An 18,196-nucleotide genomic window follows, 5' to 3' on the forward strand; every position below is an offset into this window, starting at 1 on the left:
CCAGACAGCCTATCGGTCCGGCCGCGCTGGTCGGGCCCGCCGCGGCTAGGCTGGGCCCATGACTGTTCTGGTTTTCCTGGATTCCGCCTTTCCCGACGGACGCCCGGCCGACGCCGGAGTCCCCCAGCTGATGATCAATGACCTGGGCGTGACCCGCGGAGACGGGATCTTCGAATCGCTGCTGGCCGTGGATTCCGTGCCCCGCAAGCCGGATGCCCATCTGGACCGGCTGGCGTCCTCCGCGCGGCTGCTGGAGCTGGAGATTCCCCCGCGCGGCGCCTGGGAACGGGCCATTGCCACGGCGCTCGCCCTGCACGCGGAGGCGGAAACCGCCGGCACCGGGTCCCCTGCCCGGGCGGCGGTGAAGCTTGTGGTGACCCGCGGCGTCGAGGGCGCCGGCACGCCCACGGCGTGGGTGCAGGTCACCCCTGCCGCCGATGCTTCACGGCAGCGTATGGAGGGCATCAAGGTCCTGCTCCTGGACCGCGGTTATGACAGCCTGGCGGCCGCCCGGGCTCCGTGGCTGCTGCTCGGCGCCAAGACACTCTCCTACGCGGTGAACATGGCGGCCCTGCGCTACGTCCGCGCGAACGGCGCCGATGACGCAATCTTCACCTCCTCCGACGGCAAGGTCCTCGAAGGGCCCACGTCCACCGTGGTGCTGGCCCGCGAACGCAACGGCGTGCGCACCCTGCTCACTCCGGAGCGCAGGAGCGGCATCCTGGCCGGAACCACGCAGGATGCCCTCTTCCGTGCGGCCGAAGCCGCCGGCTGGGAACTGGGATACGGGCCGCTGGTGCCCGAAGACCTGTTCGCGGCCGACGGCGTCTGGCTGGCGTCCAGCATCCGGCTGCTGGTGCCGGTGCGCTCCATCGACGGCAGGGAACTGCCCTTCTCCGAGGTCCTGAACGCCGAACTCACCAAGCTGGCGGACGCGGCCCTCTGAGCCGGCCGGGCCGGGATGCCTCAGGTCAGGATGAAGTTGAACGTGCCGGCCGCCACCGCGCCTGCCACGGCAGCGGCGGACACGGCCGCCCCCACCCCGAACACCGCGGCGTCCACCCCGCTGAAGGTCGACGTTCGAGCCCAGGTCCGTTCCGCGGCGCCGAAGCCGCGCGCTTCCATTGCCGTCGCAAGGCGGGTGGCCCGGCGGATCGCCTGCACCAGCAGCGCGAGGGACTGCCCCGCGAACCCCCGCAGCCGGGCCGCTCCCCCGGCATCCGGTCCCGCACCGCGGGCGTGCCGGGCCAGTCCGATGGTGCGCCATTCCTCCACCAGCAGCCCCACCAGACGCATGGCCGCCAACGCGCCCAGGACAAAGCGGTGCGGCAGCCCCAGTTTCTGGGCCAGGGCATCGGCCAGGTCCGTGGGATCAGTGGTGGCCAGCAGGTAGATTCCCGGCAGGGCTATCGCCAGGCCGCGCAGCCCGATGGCGATGCCCGCGGCTACGGAGCCGGAGGTGAACACCAGCGGCCCGGCCTCGAGCAGCACCGTCCCGGTCTTTTCCGCCAGCAGCGCCGTGCCCCACGCACCGATCAGCGCCGCGGCCAGCAGCGGCCAGATCCGCCGGACCAGCGTTCCGATCCGGATGTGCAGCAGCGGCAGCAGGGCCAGTTCGGCGGTGAGGACGACGGCGGCACTCACCCAGTCCACCGTCACCAGTACTGCCAGGGTCAGCAGCACAGCCGCGGCAAGCTTGGAGAGCGGGTTGGCGCGGGCCAGGAACGTGCCGGCGGGGCGGGCCGGAGCCGCGGCAGCTGCAGCGCTCATCGCCGCACCCGGACGTCGCTTGCGGTTCCGGCGTCGTCGGCAGGAACGCCGGGGCCGGCAGGAATACCAGGGGTGAGCACCCCGCCCGCCGCCCGGAGGTTCCGGGAGGCCAGCGCATCGATGAACTCGGCGTCATGCGTCACGGAAACCACGCAGCGCCCTTCCGACAACTGGCCGCGCAGCAGGGCCACCAGTTCTGCCCAGGTGCGGGCGTCCTGTCCGAAGGTCGGCTCGTCCAGCAGCAGGATGGACGGCTCCGTGGCAAGCATGGTTGCCACTGACAGGCGGCGTTTCTCCCCGCCCGAAAGCGTGAACGGGTTGGCCTCGAGCAGTTTGTCCAGCCGGAGCCGTTCCGCCAGGTGGTGCACCCGGGCCAGCACCTGCGCGTCCGTCTCCCGGCCCAGCCGCCGCGGCCCGAAGGCCAGTTCGTCCAGCACGGTGTTGGCCAGGAACTGGTGCTCGGGTTCCTGGAAGACGGTGCCGATGCGGTCCACCAGCTGCGCGGAGGTCCAGCGGCCGGGTTCCGGGCGGGCCGCGCCGGCCAGGGCCGGGGCCGCGGTGAGGGTTCCTTCCCTTGGCCGGAGCAGGCCGCCGAGAGTCAGGGCAAGCGTGGATTTGCCTGCACCGTTCGGTCCCGTGATCCCGACGGCGGTGCCGGCGTCCAGGCTCAGGTCCGCTCCGGTGAGCACGGCGGGACCGCGGAGCGAACGCGCAACGGCCAGCCCGCGGGCCTCCAGCAGCCGGGGACCGGCCGCAGCCGACGCCCAGGGTCCGCCAGGAATTTCCGGCCTGGTACCGGGCAGCCAGACACCCGACTCCGCCAGGGTGCTGCGGTGCGCGGGATTGCCCAGTACCTGTTCCGGGGAACCGTCCGCCAGCACGCCGCCGCCGGCGGCGAGGACAACAACGCGGTCCACAACGCCGGCCCAGACATCCACCCGGTGCTCCACCACGATGAGCGTGGCACCCGTGCGGTCCAGCACCCGGGTCACGGCGTCGCGGATTTCCACCACGCCGTCCGGGTCCAGGTTGGCCGTCGGCTCATCGAGCAGCAGGAGGCCCGGTTCCATGGCCATCACTGACGCGAGGGCCAGGCGTTGCTTCTGTCCGCCGGAGAGCGCGGCCGTGGATCGGTCCAGCGGAACCTCCAGTCCAACGTCGGCCAGTGCCGCATGCACCCGCGGCCAGATTTCCGCCGCCGGAACGGCCAGGTTCTCTGCACCGAAGGCCACTTCGTCTCCGACCCGGGACAGGACGGTCTGGGAGTCGGGGTCCTGCAGGACCAGCCCGGTCCGTCCGCGGGCGTTCGCGGGATGGACACCGTCGAGCGTCAGGACCCCATGTTCCTCCCCGCCGGTATCCGGGCCGAGGACACCGGCAAGGGCGTGCAGGAACGTGGACTTTCCAGCGCCGGAAGCACCCAGCAGCAGCACCCGCTCACCCGGGGAAATCACCAGGTCCAGGCCCGCCACCGCCGAGCCGGTCCGTCCCCCGTGCTGCCAGCCCCAGCCGCGGGCTGCGACGGCGGCCGGGCGGGGCCGGCGTCGGGAGCCCGGGGCGGCGTCCCGCAACGGAATGGAAGCCGCTGCAGGCGGGCGTCTCCCGCCCTTCTTCCCGAACAGCACCGTTACGCCGTTCCCGTCCGACCCGATGCGAAGGGTGCAAGGGCACCCGTCCGTGCCAGCGCGCGGACCGCCAGCCAGGACAGCCCGCCGGCAATGACCGCTCCCGAGACGCAGGTGAGCAGCACGTACAGCAGCTGCCACTGTGCAGCCCATTCCACGTTGTACAGGACGTTTTCGCTCAGGCCGAGGAACAGGCCGGACCCCAGCCCGGCCAGCAGTGCCACGGGAAGGGAGAACCGCCGGTACAGGAACAGCAGGAACACCAGCTCGGCGCCCAGGCCCTGCAGGAAGCCCGAAAGCAGCACGGAGAGGCCGAACTGCGTGCCCAGCACGCCTGACACGGCTGAGGCCAGCATCTCGCAGTAGATCGCCGCGCCGGGTTTACGGATGATGAGCCCGCCCAGCACCCCGGCAATCAGCCAGCCGCCGGTGTAAAGCCCGGCGAGCGGCGGAAACGCCGCGGTGAGTACGCTGATCCCGGCGTAGCCCAGGGACCAGGCCCAGAAGATCACGCCCACGGCCACCGCGAGGACGGAGGCAACAACAATGTCCACCACCCGCCAGGAACGCCTTGGGGCTGCGGGCCGGGTGCGGTCGGGTGCTGCGGATTGGTCTTTCATGAATATCCTCCTGAGGTCAGGAGGGGAGGGTGATGCTGCACCGGTAAACCGGCGCGCTTCCCCGCGGGCCGTTGCCGGCCAACGGGGAATTTCCCTGAGTTCTCGACTCCCTTCGCCGGTACTAACCGGATCAGGTTCGAGGGTCTGCGGATATCCGCACTCTCAGCGCCTTGTCCTTCGCGGTCCGAAGACCTGCTGCGGGACGGCGCTCCCCTGTCGTATGTTTGCGGTTCCACTCTACACACGTGTTCCTGATCCGGCGACGGGCAAACAGGTACCGTAGGGTTAGGAAAAACGCCCGAAGCTAGGAGTATTCATGAACCTGATCCTCAAACTGCTCGGAACCGGAGCGAGCATCCTCTCCGGAATCGTCGCCGCCAAGGTGCTGGACTTCGCCTGGACCAAGGCCACCGGCAACGAGCCGCCGAAGGATGCCGAGGGCAGCCTGGAAAACAGCCTCCGTTCCGCCGTGGCGTTCGCCGTGGTTTCGGGTGCCGTCAGCCAGGTCATCCGCGTGCTGACCAACCGCGGCACGCAGCGGGCCATCCAGCGCTACCAGAAGACGCCGGAAATCGTCTAAGCCTTCGATTATCGAAGCCTCCGCCTTTGGCGGAGGAGCCGCGCTCAGCCCTCGGGGTTTTTCCCCGGGCGCTGGGCGTCGCTGTTTAACGCCCCGCCTGCGCCGGTTCCGCGGGCGCGCAGCATCTCGTCGTCGTCGAGCTCCCCGGTGTAGCTGTGCCCCGGATCGTCGTCCACGCGCGGATCGTCATCCTCGTCTTCGAGCACTTCCTCTTCCGCTTCCCGGAGCAGTCGCTGTGCACGCTCGACGACGTCGTCCAGTTCGTCGATGACCAGCAGTTCAGGCCGCAGGTGCTTGGTCCGGTAACCGGCGCGGCCCACCATGTGGGCCGAGACCGGTGCGGTCAGGAGCATAAAGATCCAGGCCACGAACAGGATCGGCAGCAGCTTCCAGCTGCGGAATTCCACGGCCATGGCCAGCAGGAACAGCAGGAGCCCCAGCACCTGGGGTTTGGTGGCTGCGTGCATACGGCTGAGCAGGTCGGGGAATCGGATCAGGCCGATGGCGGCGGCCAGGGACATCAGGGCGCCGCCGAGCATCAGCACGGCTGTGATCACGTCATAGACGGTCTCCTCCATGGTGCTACCGCCTGTCCGTTACGAAACGGGCAACGGTCACGGAGCCGATGAAGCCGATCAGGGAGATAGCGACCACTAGGGCCAGGTAGTCCAGGTTGCGGTAAACGATCATGTCCGTGATCAGGGCCGCACCCACAATGGCCAGCAGCACGTCCGAGGCCAGTACCCGGTCCAGGATCGAGGGGCCCCGGGCAATCCGGTAAATGGCGCCGGCGCCGGCCACTGCCAACATGACGGACACGGCCACCACAGCTGCGCTCATCATGCCCGGCCTCCAATCTTTCGTTTCCGTGTTTCAGCGGTTTCGGCGCGCAGGGCGGCCAGCTCCTCTTTGGTTCCCAGGGTGCGGATCAGCCAGGCCTCGGCGTCCAGGGCATCGGCCCGCACCTTTTCGGCCTGTTCCGCCGTGGACACGTTCAGCGCGTGCAGGTACAGGGTCGAGGTGGAACGGTCGACGTCGACAATCAACGAGCCGGGGATCAGGGAGAGCACGTGGCCGGTGGCCGTGACCAGCAGGTCCGAGCGGCTGCGCAGCTTCACCCCGATGACCCCGTTGCGGATCCGCGGGCCGCGGACTAGCGCGAGCCAGAGCACATGGAAGCTGGCCTGCACCAGCTTGTAGAGGAAGCGTCCGGCGAAGAGCAGCCCGTAGAGCGGGTTGAACCTGCCGCTGAGTTCCACGGGCGGGAGGTAGAAGATGTTCGCCACGAAGAAGGCGATCACCGCCCCGAAGACCAGGTTCCCGGCACTGAAGTCCTGCCACAGCGCCCCCCACAGGAACACCAGCCAGATCAGCAGGGGCAGTTCCTGCAGCAGCGGAACGCGGGACCGGCTGCGCATGCGTGCTTCCTTGGTCATTGTGCTGCCCCCTCGCCCAGTACCGCTTCAATGTACGGGGTGCGGTCCAGCAGGTCCCGGGCGGCGTCGTCGCTGAGGGAAAACAGTGGTCCGGCAGCCACGGTCAGGGCGACGCCGAGGGCAACCAGGCCCACGGTCGGGTACACCATGGTCCGGGGCAGCAGGTCCACGGACTCCCTGCCGGAGAACCGTCCCGTGGCATGCTCGATGACATGCTCGGAGCTGCGCAGGCTGGATCCGTCGGTGCTGGTGGCCAGCAGGATGGGATCCGGGTGCACGGCATCCTCGGGGGTACGCCAGAATGCACGGTTCCAGACCCGGGCCATGACCAGCAGGGTCAGCAGGCTGGTGGCGGCTCCTGCACCGACCAGGACGTAGGCCAGCGGCGTGCCGAGGTCCACGCCCGCCTGCATCAGGCCGAGCTTGCCCAGGAAGCCGGAGAACGGCGGGATGCCGGCCAGGTTGATGGCGGGAATGAAGTACAGCACCGCCAGCAGCGGCGACAGCCGTGCCAGCCCGCCGAGCCGGTCCATGTTGGCGGTTCCGCCGCGGCGTTCGATCAGGCCCGTCACCAGGAACAGCGAAGTCTGCACCGTAATGTGGTGCACCACGTAGAACACGGTGGAACCGATGCCCATCACGGAGGCAATCGCCAGGCCGAACACCATGTAGCCGATGTGGCTGACCAGGGTGAAGGAGAGCATACGTTTGATGTCGGTCTGCGCCAGGGCACCCAGGATGCCCACCAGCATGGTCAGCCCCGCCACCACCATCAGCAGCGTGTTGATCCTGTCCCCGGGGAAGAGCAGGGTCTCGGTGCGGACCATGGCATACACACCCACCTTGGTCAGCAGGCCGGCGAACACAGCGGTGACCGGGGCCGGTGCGGTGGGATAGGAGTCCGGCAGCCAGAAGGACAACGGGAAAATGGCGGCCTTGATGCCGAATGCCACCAGGAGCATGAGGTGCAGCATCAGCTGGGTCGCCGGATCCAGCTCGCCGAGCTTCAGGGCCAGGTCGGCCATGTTCACGGTGCCGGTGGCCGCGTAGACCATGGCAATGGAAATCAGGAACAGCAGCGACGACACCACGCTGACCACTACATACGTCACGCCGGCGCGGATCCGCGGCGTTGTCCCGCCGAGGGTCATCAGGACATAGCTGGCGGTCAGCAGGATTTCGAAGCCCACGTACAGGTTGAACAGGTCCCCGGCGAGGAAGGCATTGGAAACGCCTGCCACCAGGATGAGGTAGGTCGGGTGGAAGATCGAAATGGGTCCGTCTTCGTCGCCGTCGGCCATGCCCTGGCCGGCGGCATAGATCAGCACGGAGAGGCTGATCGCCGAAGAGACCACCAGCATCAACGCGGAGAACTGGTCCACCACCATGGTGATGCCGAACGGTGGAAGCCAGGCACCCAGGTTCACGGCCTGCGCGCCTGCCGTCCAGACGGAGCCCAGCAGGACGATTTCCAGGATCAGGGTTCCGCTGAGGATGCTGATGCTGACTACCCGCTGGGCGCGCTGGTGCCGGATCAGGATGAACGCGAGGGCGGCACCGAAGACCGGGAGCACCACCGCCAGCGGTGCAAGGCTGGCTGTGTTCATCGGTTCACCTCCGGTTCGTTTGGTGTGTTGCCGCGCTGGGAGCCGGGAGCCTCTTCGGCTTCCTCCGGCGGTGTGAATTCCGTGGTGTCCTCCGGGACGTCTGCGTCATCTTCGGCGTCGAAGCTGCTCTGGCTTGCCACGCGCCGGTCCTCAACGTCGTCCTGGACCTCGTCCTGCCGGCCCAGCACCCAGGACCGGTAAATGATGCCGAGCATAAAGGCGGTGACCGAGAAGGAAATGACGATCGAGGTCAGGATGAAGGCCTGCGGCAGCGGATCGTTGTAGGCATCCGCGGCAATGTCCTTGTTGAAGATCGGTGCGAGCCCCGCCGGCCCGCCGGTGGCGAGCAGCAGGATGTTCGTTGCATTGGTGAGCATGGCCAGGCCAAGCACCACCCGGGTCAGGCTCCGCTCAAGCAGCAGGTAGATGCCGGCTGCATACAGGCACCCCATGACCACGAGGAGGGTGAGGTTAACAGTCACCGTGACACCTCTTCCTCTTCGGGACGGGCGGCAACGTCGATGATTTCCGGTTCCTCCACAGTGTTTTCGTCGTCGTCCTCGTCGTCGGCATCACCCTCGCTGCGCTCGTCGATCTCCGAGCCCAGGCTGCGCAGGACATCCAGCACCAGCCCCACCACCACCAGGTACACGCCGATGTCGAAGATCGTGGAGGTGACGAATTTGACCTCCCCGAAAATCGGCCAGGTGAACTTGAGGATTGCGCTTTGCAGGATCTGCCCGCCGAAGAACAGCGGCGCCGCAGCGGACAGGGCAATCACGCCCAAGCCGCCGCCCAGCAGCGTTCCGGCACTGACCGGGCTGGCTTCGGCCAGCTCGAAGCGGCCGCCGGCCAGGTAACGGATGGTCAGCGCCAGTCCGGCCATCAGCCCGCCGGCGAACCCGCCGCCGGGCAGGTTGTGGCCGGCAATCAGCAGGTAGACGGAGAACAGGATGACGGAGTGGAACAGCAGCCGGGTAATCACCTCGAAGATGATGGACCGGCGCTCGGGCGCCAGCGTCCGGCCGGCCACCAGCCAGGCGTCACGGCCCACGCTGGAGAACCTGCGGGCCATAACGAGGGTGGCCTGGCGCCGGGCAGTGGGGGCAAACTGCTCCCGCCCCCGGTCCACGGAACCGCTGGCCACGCCCTCGGCACGGCGCCGCTTGTCGCCGCGTCCGCGGACGAAGATCAGGGAGGCAAGGCCCGTGGCCGCGATGGCCAGCACGGTGATTTCACCGAATGTATCCCAGGCACGGATATCCACCAGGGTGACGTTGACAATGTTGGAACCACCGCCGCCGTCGTAGGCCAGCTGCGGGAAGTCGAGGGATACGGGCGTGGCGACACGGGAAGCCATGGCGGTCATGGCGAACACGACCATGCTGGCGCCGAAGGCGATGCCCAGCAGTGCCCTCAGGAAGCGGTGGCGCTTGGGCTCGCGCTTCCACAAGCGGGCCGGCAGGGACCGCAGGGCCAGCACGAACGCCACCAGGACAATGGTTTCGACGAGCATCTGGGTGAGGGCCAGGTCCGGGGCTCCCTGCAGCGCGAAGATCAGCGCAATGCCGTAACCGCTGACGGACACCATCAGCACGGCCAGGAAACGCTTCGTCGCGCGGGCCGCGGCAACGGCGCCCAGGACCACTGCAGCGCCGATCACGGCCTGCAGCGGAGTATCGAACCAGCGGAAGTCCTGCGGCAGGGGCGCGGACCGCAGGATCAGTGCCGTCAGCGGCGTCAGGATCGCCATGGTCAGGATGACGAACAGGTAGAACAGCAGCGAACCGCGCTGCGTGCGCCCGGTAACCCACACGGCGACGTCGTCGAGTACCCCGATGGCGCCTCGGTAGGACCGCTCGGCGTCGACAGGGAAGGCCACGTCCCGCTGGAGGTCCTCTACCTGCCGGGCCAGCAGGAACAGGACGACGCCGACCCCGAGGGTGAGCACGGTCAGGCCCAGCGCCGGGGTCAGGCCGTGCCAGAGGGCCAGGTGGGTGGGCTTGCCTTCGGCCGGGAAGAGATCCGCGTAGGACGCAATCGCAGAATCCAGCGGTGCAGGCCAGAGCCCGAACAGTACTGTGACACCGGCCAGGATCGCCGGAGCGGCGAGGAAGGACCAGGACACCGCTTTGAACGGGGTAGGTGTGCGGCCCTCCTTGGCTGCAAAGGCGCCCCAGATGAAGCGGGCACTGTAGGCGAAGGTGAGGATGGAACCGGTCACCACGCCGGCCAGCAGGAGCCAGGCGGCGATGGTGCCCTGCTGCTCGCCGTAATGCACAAAGGTCTCATAGACCGATTCCTTGGCCACGAAGCCCAGCAGCGGCGGCACACCGGCCATGGATGCCGCACCGATGACGGCGACGACGGCCAGTTTCGGTGCTGCCCGGAAGATTCCCGAGAGTTTGCGGATGTCCCGGGTGCCGGCCTGGTGGTCGATAATCCCGACCACCAGGAACAGGGTCGCCTTGAAGAAGCCGTGCGCCAGGAGCAGGCCCATCCCGGCGACTGCGGCCTCCCGGCTGCCGAGGCCCACCACCAGGGTAAGGAAACCGAGCTGGCTGACCGTGCCGTAGGCGAGGATCAGTTTGATGTCGTACTGGCGCAGGGCGCGCCAGCCGCCCAGCAGCATGGTTGTCAGGCCCAGGAGCAGCACGATGGGGTGCCACAGCAGCGTCTCGGAGAAGCCGGGGGCCAGCCGGGCAATGAGGTAGATGCCGGCCTTCACCATCGCGGCGGCATGCAGATAGGCGCTGACCGGGGTGGGTGCCGCCATGGCGGCGGGCAGCCAGAAGTGGAAGGGCACGAGGGCGGATTTGGAGACGGCGCCGACCAGCAGCAGGGCGATGGCAACGTTGACCATCGTCCCGGCGTTCACCAGTTCCGGTGCCTGCGCCAGGATTTCCGAAATCCGGTACGTCCCTGCGGCGGTGCCGAGCATGATCATGCCGACCAGCATCGCCAGGCCGCCGAAGGTGGTGACGATCAGTGCCTGCAGGGCCGCGCGGCGGGCAGAGAGCCGGTGCGCCGAGTACCCGATCAGCAGGTAGGAAAGGATGGTGGTCAGTTCCCAGAAAATGAACAGCAGGATGAGGTCATCCGCCGTAACCAAGCCGAACATGGCGGCGGCGAACGCCAGCAGCTGGGCACCGAAGCTGCCCATTTTCGGGTCATTCGGCCGGAAGTACCGGGCGCAGTAGAAGAGGACCAGGGCGCCTACGCCGAGGATCAGGATGGACAGCACGGCCGCAAGGGTGTCCATCCGGAAGGCCAGTTCCACCCGGAGGTCGGGAATCCAGGCAATGGTGACCGACGGCGGCGCGTTCGGGGCGCCGGAGGCCAGCGTCTGGTCTGCACCGGTGTACCGGGGGAAAGTGGCTATCAGCCAAATGAACGCGGCGGCAGGGAAGGCCGCGAGGATGTAGAACGCCGACCGGCCGACTTTGCGGAACACCAAGGGCGCAACCAATGCCACCGTAAACAAAACGGTGAGCACAAACAGCACTATGATCTCCCGGGCTTTTTCGTCGATGTTTCAGCCTGATTTTGGCTGCAGTTATCAAGGGGGGCGGTCAAGGTCGTATGTACATTCTACCCATGGCATACCTACGCCCTCCTATTCGGGCGGTTCCGCACCGGAACCGGCCACCGGCGTTTTGGGGGTTGAATACCGTTCCGGGCCGCGGCAGCCGCTAGGCTCAGCGGCATGAGTCTCAGCACAAAAAATACGTCTCCGGGTGTCCCCGCGCCGCGCGCCTCCGCACCTGCACGCTGGAAACAGGTGGCGGCCTGGGCTGCCTGGGACTGGGGGTCCGCTTCCTTCAATGCAGTGATGACCACTTTTGTGTTCACCGTCTACCTGACGTCCGCCCAATTCGGGGATAAAGACGAGAACTCCGCCGTCCTCGGCGCCGGCCTCGCCCTTGCCGGCGTCGCCGTGGCCGTCCTCGCGCCGGTCACCGGCCAACGGTCGGACGCGGGTGGACGCCGCCGCACCTGGCTCACCGTCAACACCCTGCTGACCTGCGCCCTGGTCGCGTCGTGCTGGTTCGTCTTCCCGTCGCCCGACTATCTGATCCTGGGTGTGGCACTGATCGCCGCGGCAAACCTGTTCTTCGAATTTGCGGGCGTGAACTACAACGCCATGCTCAGCCAGATCTCCACACCGGCTACCGTCGGCAAAATCAGCGGCCTGGGCTGGGCCATGGGCTATGTAGGCGGAATCGCTGCCCTGGCGCTGGTACTCGTGGGCTTTGTGCAGCCCGACGTCGGCTGGTTCGGCGTCACCTCCGAGGACGGAATGAACATCCGCTTCGTTGCACTGTTTTCCGCCGTTTGGTTCCTGCTGTTCGCCCTGCCGCTGATGTTCACCGTGCCCGAGGTTCCCCGGCAGGAGGCGCTGGCACGGCTGGGGATTCTTGCGTCCTACAAGCTCCTCTTCAAGCGCATCAAGGCCCTCTTCCGGACCGACCCGCACACCATTTACTTCCTGCTCGCCAGCGCCGTCTTCCGCGACGGCCTGGCGGCAGTGTTCACCTTCGGCGGCGTTATCGCGTCCGGCACTTTCGACTGGGAACTGTCGGAGGTGATTATGTTCGCCATCTTCGGCAACGTGGTCGCCGCCGCCGGGTCCGTGGTCGGCGGCTTCCTCGATGACCGCTCCGGCCCCAAGGCCGTGATCGTCGGTTCGCTGATCGGACTGATCCTTGCCGGCACGGCCATTGTGGTGCTGGGCCCGGATGACCAGGACCTGTTTGGACTGCAGTGGACCGGCGACACCACGTTCTGGATCTTCGGCCTGCTGCTGTGCCTGTTCGTGGGCCCGGCCCAGTCAGCGTCCCGGGCGTTCCTCGCCAGGCTCGCCCCGGAAGGGAAGGAAGGCGAGCTGTTCGGCCTCTATGCCACCACCGGGCGGGCGGTCAGCTTCCTGGCCCCCATGCTGTTCTCCACCTGCATCGTGATCTTCGGCTCCCAGCGGTACGGCATCATCGGCATCATGGCCGTGCTGCTGATCGGCCTGCTGGTGCTGCTCCCGGTCCGCTCCCCCGCTGCACGGACCGCTCTGCCCGTCGGTAAGGAGTAGGGCTCGCGGGCCTGGCTACGGGACCGGCCTACGGGCCTGGCCCCGGGACCGGCCTACGGGCCTGGCTACGGCGGCAACGAAATTCCTTCGCTCGCAGAGCTCGCTTGGAATATTAAAGCCGCCTCCGCCAGGCCCTCCAGCCGGACGGTGCCGCCTCCGCCAGGCCCTCCAGCCGGACGGTCCCGCCGCGTCCTCGCCAGCCCTTAGGAGGCGCTGACGCCCGCCGTGTCCTCGTCATTCGACGCAGCAGTGACATCGGTGCGGTGGAAGTTCAGGTGGCTGCGCGACGCCGTCGGGCCCCGCTGGCCCTGGTACCGGTTGCCGTAGCGGCCCGAGCCGTACGCGTGCTCCGCCGGGGAGCTGAGCCGGAAGAAGCACAGCTGGCCGATCTTGGAGCCGGGCCACAGCTTGATGGGCAGCGTTGCCATGTTGGAAAGCTCCAGCGTGACGTGGCCGGAGAAGCCGGGATCAATGAAGCCCGCCGTGGAGTGTGTCAGCAGCCCAAGCCGGCCCAGCGAGGACTTACCCTCCAGCCGCGCGGCGATATCGTCCGGCAGGGTCACCTGCTCGTAGGTGGAACCCAGGACAAACTCCCCGGGGTGGAGGATGAACGGCTCATCCGGATCCACTTCCACCAGGCGGGTCAGCTCAGGTTGATCCTGCGAGGGGTCGATGTGGGCGTACTTATGGTTGTCGAATAGCCGGAAGAAGCGGTCGATGCGCACATCGACGCTGGAAGGCTGGACCATGGCGGGGTCATAGGGGTCCAGGGCAATCCGGTTGTCGGCAATCTCGGCTCGGATGTCGCGGTCAGAAATCAGCACTCTTCAAAAATAGCGCATGCCCCTAGCGGCCGATTTCGGTCCGCACCGCATAGAGCTCGGGGAAGAACGTCAGTTCGAGGGCACGCCGCAGGAAGCCGGCACCGCTGGAACCGCCCGTGCCCCGCTTCATGCCGATGGTGCGTTCCACGGTTTTCAGGTGTCGGAAACGCCACAGCTGGAAATTGTCCTCGAGGTCCACCAGCTCTTCGCAGGCCTCATAGACATCCCAGTTCCCGGCGGCGTTTTCGTAGACGTACTTGTAGACCGCCAGCAGTGACTCGTCATACACATGTGCCTGCGTCACGTCGCGGTCCAGGAGCTCCGGCGCCACGGCATAGCCGCGGCGGGCAAGATAGCGGATGAACTCGTCGTAGATGCTGGTTTCGGAAAGCAGGCCGGACAGCAGCTCCTGAGCGGCGGGGTCTGCCGCAAACACCGCAATCATTGCCTCGTTCTTGTTGCCCAGCAGGAACTCGACGGCACGGTACTGGTAGGACTGGAAGCCGCTCGAGGCGCCCAGGTCATCGCGGAATTCGGAGTACTCGGACGGGGTCAGCGTCGCCAGCACGGACCACTGTTCAGTCAGCGAGCGCTGGATGTGCTTGATCCGGGCAATTCCCTTCATGGCCGAACGCAGGTCATCCGCCGCCAGGCGTGCACGCACGGCCAGCAACTCATGCAGGACGAGCTTCAGCCACAGTTCCGAGGTCTGGTGCTGGATGATGAACAGCATCTCGTCGTGGTGCTCCGGGCTGCTCACCGGATGCTGCGCGGATAGCAGTTCATCCAGGGCAAGGTAGGACCCGTAGCTCATCTTGTCGCTGAAGTCCCGCTCGATGCCTGCTTCGAGGCTGCGGGTGTTCTCGTTCGGACTCATGCCCACCACGGTATCCGCTCCATATGCCAGACTTGGGGTTTTGGCACCGAGCCCTGAGAAGGAGTCCCCATGGAACCGGACAACACCCCCGAGATCCCGACAATGCCGCTGGCCCAGGACGACGTCGAAGCGCCCGGCGCCGCGCTTGAAGAAGCCATCACCGCCGGCCGTGAGGGCAGGCTCACCAACCGCGAGGTCATGTCCGTCATCTGGACGTCGGAACTGCTCAGCGTGGGGCGCCTGACGAAGGCCGACGATCCCTCCACCTTCCAGGCAGTGGTCCTGAAGGCCCCGGACGCCGACTACTCCGTGGCTGCCACCTTCACCTCCGCGGACCGCATCCCCGCGCAGCTGCGCGAAGCAGCACCGGTGGTCGTCAAGGCCAGCGGCGAAGCCACCATCCGCAGCATTGCCCCGGGATACGGCATGTCCGTCAATCCGGGACACGAAGTAGGGCTGGAGATCGGCCCGGACGTTGTGGCTTCACTTGTCGAAGCGTCCGAAAAGGCCGCCGCGCAGGCACAGGACCCTGCCGGCACGGAACAGGACTGATCCAGCCGTAGAAGGGTCGAAAACAGCCGATTAGGTTGCGTTATGGCCATTTGATGCCGTTTTTGCAGGCCTAGCGCTTGCAGTGTCAGTGCCGGGGCCTACGCTGGGGAACCTCACAACAGAGGGAGGGCTGTACCGTGACCAACTCAAGCGTTGCTTCTTCGATCTGTTCCATCGTTCCGCCGTATCTGCTTGCCCGCCTGGCCGCCGCCGAAGACCCTGCAAAGGCAACGGCGGCGAAGGCGGCCCGCCGCGCCCTGACCGGGATCGACGGCGTGGAATCCGCGCGCTCGGCGCCGCGTTCTGCGCCGTCCCGCGGATCAGGCACGGCGTTTACCCCGTCCCTGCGCCGCACCATCTCCGATGCCCTGGGCCTGGAGGAACTGCCGGGCACGGTAGTGCGGACCGAGGGCGAACCGGACACGGGCGACCCGGCGGTGGACGAAACCTACGCCGGCCTCGGCGCCACGTACCGTCTCTTCAGCGATGCCTACGGACGATCCTCGCTCGACGGCGCGGGGCGGGCCTTGGAGGCCACCGTCCACTATGGACACGCCTACGACAATGCTTTCTGGGACGGTTCCCGGATGGTGCTCGGAGACGGCGACGGCGAGGTGTTTGAACGCTTCAGCAAATCCCTCACCGTGATCGGCCACGAGCTGGCCCACGGAATCATCCAGTACACCGCGCAGCTGGACTACCGTGACCAGTCCGGGGCACTCAACGAATCAGTAGCGGATGTCTTCGGCGTCCTGGTCGAGCAGAAACTGCTGGGACAGACAGCGGACCAGGCCGGCTGGCTGGTTGGCGAAGGCCTGTTTACGGACCTGGTGCAGGGGCAGGCACTGCGGTCCCTGAAGGCACCGGGCACTGCCTACGACGACGACGTGCTTGGCAAGGATCCGCAGCCGGCGTCCATGGCTGACTTCGTGAAGACCGCGGCGGACAACGGCGGTGTCCACATCAACTCCGGAATCCCCAACCGCGCCTTCTACCTGGTGGCTGAAGCCCTGGGCGGGTATGCCTGGGAACGCGCCGGCCAGATCTGGTACGACACCATCACCGAACGGAATTTTCCCTCCGACGCCACCTTCGCCGTCTTCGCCGCCGCCACGGTCACCGCAGCGGAAAAACGGTACGGAGCGGGGACGGAGGAAAGTACTGCTGTGCAGGCCGCATGGAAAGAGGTTAACGTCTTGGTATGAGACTGGTTGTAGTGCGCAGCGGCGGCTTTGCGGGCATGCAGCGCACCTGGAGCACGCAGGTCAGCTCCGAAGAGGCACAGGAGCGGTGGCTGCCGCTCCTCAGCGATCCGCCCGAAGCCCCGGACAGCGAACCGGACCGGTTCACGTATGAGATCTCCGTGGGCCCGGCCGCCGTCACCATCCCGGAGCGGCAGGTCAAGGGCAGGTGGCGCGAACTCGTGGAGCGGGCCCGCGCCGGCGCCGATTCCGAACCCGGCGAGGGCTCCGAAGACTAGGCCGGCCGGTGTTTGGGCAACCCGTCCGGAAACCTTTCGGCAGCACCGGCAAACGAATTAGGCAACCGGCGGGTTCCATGTAAAGTTAGGAGCTGTGCCGGATTCCTTCCGGACACTGCGGGCGTAGCTCAATGGTAGAGCGCTAGCTTCCCAAGCTTGATACGCGGGTTCGATTCCCGTCGCCCGCTCCACTTCGGGGCAAGACTCCACCCCTTCCCCTGCGCTGTGCTGCACCTGCACTTTCGCTGTCAGCGTGTCAACCCCCGGCTCAAAGTCCGGGGTATTCGGCGTAGACTTATCCGCGATGAACCGGAAAATGTTTAAGTCCAAAATCCACCGCGCCACGGTGACCCATGCCGACCTGCACTACGTGGGGTCCGTGACGGTTGACCTTGACCTCCTTGAAGCCGCGGACATCCTGCCCGGCGAGCTCGTCTCGATCGTCGACGTCGACAACGGCGCCCGGCTTGAGACGTACACCATCGCCGGCGAACGCGGCTCGGGGGTGCTGGGCATCAACGGTGCAGCGGCCCACCTGGTGCATGTGGGCGACACGGTCATCCTCATTACCTATGCCGATATGACCACCGATGAGGCCCGCTCCTTCGTGCCGACGGTTGTCCACGTTGATTCCGCCAACCGGATCCTGGAACTGGGGACGGACCCGGCCGAGGCCGTGACGGAAGGCACCGAGCGTCCTCCGCTGGCCCTGGACAACACTCAGGTCATGGCCGGCAACCCGGGCGCCGCAGCCGAAGCCAGATAGCAGCATCCGGTGCTGGGGGTACTCACCGGATTCGCCGTTGTCTGGATCATCATCCTTACCGGGTATGCCATCGGCCGGCTCGGCATACTTGGTGAAAACGCCCAGACCGTACTGAGCCGCCTGGCGTTCTTCGTTGCATCGCCCGCGCTCCTGCTCGTTACCCTCAGCGATGCGGACCTGCCCACTGTCTTCTCGTTTCCGCTGCTGGTGGCCGCCGCCAGCGCCGGGGCCACGGCGGTCCTCTATGTGCTCATTACCCGCTGGTGGCTGCGCCGGCCGCTGCCGGAAATGCTTATTTCGGCCATGTCTTCGTCCCTGGTCAATGCCGCCAATCTTGGGTTGCCCATCTGCGTGTACGTCCTCGGGGACGCCGCCTATATCGCACCCGTGCTGATTTTCCAGCTCGCTTTCTTCACCCCGCTCTTCCTGATGATGATGGATTCGGCCACCAGCGGCCGGCGGACCTCAGTCCGGGTTTTCGCCGCGCAGGTGGTCCGCAACCCGATAATCGTCGGCTCGCTGATCGGCCTGCTGCTGGCCGCCACCGGCACGCAGCTGCCCGAAATCATCCATGAACCGGTGTCCCTGATCGGCGGTGCAGCGGTTCCCGCCATGCTGCTTGCCTTCGGGCTTTCGCTGGTGGGGTCGCGGCCCCTGAATGCCGACGGCGGCAGGCGGGCCGACGTCATCCTCGCCTCTGCCTTCAAGCTCCTTGTCCAACCGCTGCTGGCTTTCCTGCTGGCCCGCTTCATCCTGGGGATGGAAGGACACCTGCTTTTCGCCGTCGTGGTCACCGCTGCCCTTCCCACCGCCCAGAATGTCTTCGTTGCTGCTGCCCGCTACGAAGAAGGCGTGCTGGTGGCCAAGGACACCGTGCTGCTCACCACCATTGCCTCGCTGCCCGTGCTGGTCTTGGCCGCAGCCCTGCTGACCTGATGAAACGCCCGGTTTGACCGGCAGGAATGTGGCGTAAATT

The 18,196-nt window shown here is 66.8% G+C and carries 18 protein-coding genes, 1 tRNA gene, 1 pseudogene and 1 riboswitch; of the genes and pseudogenes, 9 read left to right on the forward strand and 11 right to left on the reverse strand.

Annotation, left to right across the window (positions count from 1 at the left end; genetic code table 11):
- Positions 1 to 58: 58 nt before the first annotated feature.
- The gene (locus NNX34_RS03260) at positions 59 to 946 is read left to right on the forward strand and encodes an aminodeoxychorismate lyase (RefSeq protein WP_255765099.1); all 888 of its coding nucleotides are present in this window, start codon (positions 59 to 61) and stop codon (positions 944 to 946) included.
- Between the two features lie 20 nt (positions 947 to 966).
- On the opposite strand, the gene NNX34_RS03265 is transcribed toward NNX34_RS03260, so the two are convergent.
- From NNX34_RS03265 to NNX34_RS03275, 3 genes are read right to left on the reverse strand one after another with little or no spacing between them, the layout of a single operon-like run.
- Positions 967 to 1,770, reverse strand: coding sequence for an energy-coupling factor transporter transmembrane protein EcfT (locus NNX34_RS03265; protein WP_255765100.1), 804 nt, complete (start codon positions 1,768 to 1,770; stop codon positions 967 to 969).
- Positions 1,767 to 3,395, reverse strand: coding sequence for an ABC transporter ATP-binding protein (locus NNX34_RS03270; RefSeq protein WP_370647215.1), 1,629 nt, complete (start codon positions 3,393 to 3,395; stop codon positions 1,767 to 1,769). Before NNX34_RS03270 ends, NNX34_RS03265 begins: the two co-directional genes overlap by 4 nt.
- Before the next feature lie 2 nt (positions 3,396 to 3,397).
- Entirely contained in the window at positions 3,398 to 4,015 is a 618-nt protein-coding gene (locus NNX34_RS03275) for an ECF transporter S component (protein ID WP_255765101.1), read from the reverse strand.
- 90 nt (positions 4,016 to 4,105) lie between these two features.
- A riboswitch (TPP riboswitch) is annotated at positions 4,106 to 4,240 on the reverse strand.
- Positions 4,241 to 4,331: 91 nt separating this feature from the next.
- Here NNX34_RS03275 and NNX34_RS03280 point away from each other — a divergent pair.
- On the forward strand, positions 4,332 to 4,595 hold the full coding sequence (locus tag NNX34_RS03280) for a DUF4235 domain-containing protein (RefSeq protein WP_227919224.1): 264 nt from the start codon (positions 4,332 to 4,334) through the stop codon (positions 4,593 to 4,595).
- 209 nt (positions 4,596 to 4,804) lie between these two features.
- On the opposite strand, the pseudogene mnhG reads toward NNX34_RS03280, so the two are convergent.
- From mnhG to NNX34_RS03310, 6 genes and pseudogenes are all read right to left on the reverse strand, one after another.
- Positions 4,805 to 5,173: pseudogene (gene mnhG / locus NNX34_RS03285) on the reverse strand (monovalent cation/H(+) antiporter subunit G); the annotation flags it as partial.
- Positions 5,174 to 5,177: 4 nt separating this feature from the next.
- Positions 5,178 to 5,438, reverse strand: a complete 261-nt coding sequence (locus NNX34_RS03290; protein ID WP_227919225.1) for a monovalent cation/H+ antiporter complex subunit F — start codon at positions 5,436 to 5,438, stop codon at positions 5,178 to 5,180.
- Positions 5,435 to 6,031: a Na+/H+ antiporter subunit E gene (locus tag NNX34_RS03295; protein ID WP_255765102.1), complete on the reverse strand. Its 597-nt coding sequence runs from the start codon at positions 6,029 to 6,031 to the stop codon at positions 5,435 to 5,437. The genes NNX34_RS03290 and NNX34_RS03295 overlap by 4 nt, the downstream gene beginning before the upstream one ends.
- Positions 6,028 to 7,638: a Na+/H+ antiporter subunit D gene (locus NNX34_RS03300; protein WP_255765103.1), complete on the reverse strand. Its 1,611-nt coding sequence runs from the start codon at positions 7,636 to 7,638 to the stop codon at positions 6,028 to 6,030. The genes NNX34_RS03295 and NNX34_RS03300 overlap by 4 nt, the downstream gene beginning before the upstream one ends.
- Positions 7,635 to 8,120, reverse strand: coding sequence for a Na(+)/H(+) antiporter subunit C (locus NNX34_RS03305; protein ID WP_255765104.1), 486 nt, complete (start codon positions 8,118 to 8,120; stop codon positions 7,635 to 7,637). Before NNX34_RS03305 ends, NNX34_RS03300 begins: the two co-directional genes overlap by 4 nt.
- Positions 8,117 to 11,143 carry a Na+/H+ antiporter subunit A gene (locus NNX34_RS03310; protein WP_255765105.1) on the reverse strand — a complete coding sequence of 1,009 codons (3,027 nt, stop codon included), beginning with the start codon at positions 11,141 to 11,143 and terminating at the stop codon, positions 8,117 to 8,119. Before NNX34_RS03310 ends, NNX34_RS03305 begins: the two co-directional genes overlap by 4 nt.
- A 201-nt stretch (positions 11,144 to 11,344) precedes the next feature.
- Between NNX34_RS03310 and NNX34_RS03315 the strand changes: the two genes are divergently transcribed.
- Positions 11,345 to 12,721, forward strand: a complete 1,377-nt coding sequence (locus tag NNX34_RS03315; RefSeq protein ID WP_255765106.1) for an MFS transporter — start codon at positions 11,345 to 11,347, stop codon at positions 12,719 to 12,721.
- A gap of 203 nt (positions 12,722 to 12,924) precedes the next feature.
- On the opposite strand, the gene dcd is transcribed toward NNX34_RS03315, so the two are convergent.
- Both dcd and NNX34_RS03325 read right to left on the reverse strand, forming a co-directional pair.
- On the reverse strand, positions 12,925 to 13,545 hold the full coding sequence (gene dcd / locus NNX34_RS03320; RefSeq protein ID WP_227919236.1) for a dCTP deaminase: 621 nt from the start codon (positions 13,543 to 13,545) through the stop codon (positions 12,925 to 12,927).
- 22 nt (positions 13,546 to 13,567) lie between these two features.
- Positions 13,568 to 14,422 (reverse strand): tryptophan 2,3-dioxygenase, encoded by an 855-nt coding sequence (locus NNX34_RS03325; RefSeq protein ID WP_255765107.1) that lies wholly within the window; start codon positions 14,420 to 14,422, stop codon positions 13,568 to 13,570.
- Positions 14,423 to 14,491: 69 nt separating this feature from the next.
- Between NNX34_RS03325 and NNX34_RS03330 the strand changes: the two genes are divergently transcribed.
- The 6 genes from NNX34_RS03330 to NNX34_RS03355 all read left to right on the forward strand — a co-directional run bounded on the left by NNX34_RS03330 (position 14,492) and on the right by NNX34_RS03355 (position 18,156).
- The gene (locus NNX34_RS03330; RefSeq protein ID WP_255765108.1) at positions 14,492 to 14,974 is read left to right on the forward strand and encodes an SseB family protein; all 483 of its coding nucleotides are present in this window, start codon (positions 14,492 to 14,494) and stop codon (positions 14,972 to 14,974) included.
- 137 nt (positions 14,975 to 15,111) lie between these two features.
- On the forward strand, positions 15,112 to 16,179 hold the full coding sequence (locus NNX34_RS03335; RefSeq protein WP_255765109.1) for a M4 family metallopeptidase: 1,068 nt from the start codon (positions 15,112 to 15,114) through the stop codon (positions 16,177 to 16,179).
- Positions 16,176 to 16,454 (forward strand): protealysin inhibitor emfourin, encoded by a 279-nt coding sequence (locus tag NNX34_RS03340; RefSeq protein WP_255765110.1) that lies wholly within the window; start codon positions 16,176 to 16,178, stop codon positions 16,452 to 16,454. Before NNX34_RS03335 ends, NNX34_RS03340 begins: the two co-directional genes overlap by 4 nt.
- Positions 16,455 to 16,571: 117 nt before the next feature.
- Positions 16,572 to 16,645: transfer RNA gene (locus tag NNX34_RS03345), tRNA-Gly, on the forward strand.
- A 113-nt stretch (positions 16,646 to 16,758) separates the two neighbouring features.
- The gene (panD, locus tag NNX34_RS03350) at positions 16,759 to 17,220 is read left to right on the forward strand and encodes an aspartate 1-decarboxylase (RefSeq protein ID WP_227919251.1); all 462 of its coding nucleotides are present in this window, start codon (positions 16,759 to 16,761) and stop codon (positions 17,218 to 17,220) included.
- Positions 17,221 to 17,229: 9 nt separating this feature from the next.
- Positions 17,230 to 18,156, forward strand: coding sequence for an AEC family transporter (locus NNX34_RS03355; RefSeq protein ID WP_255765111.1), 927 nt, complete (start codon positions 17,230 to 17,232; stop codon positions 18,154 to 18,156).
- Positions 18,157 to 18,196 lie beyond the last annotated feature (40 nt).

Origin of the sequence: Arthrobacter sp. zg-Y1116 (assembly GCF_024385485.1) — a bacterium.
GTDB lineage: Bacteria > Actinomycetota > Actinomycetes > Actinomycetales > Micrococcaceae > Arthrobacter_B.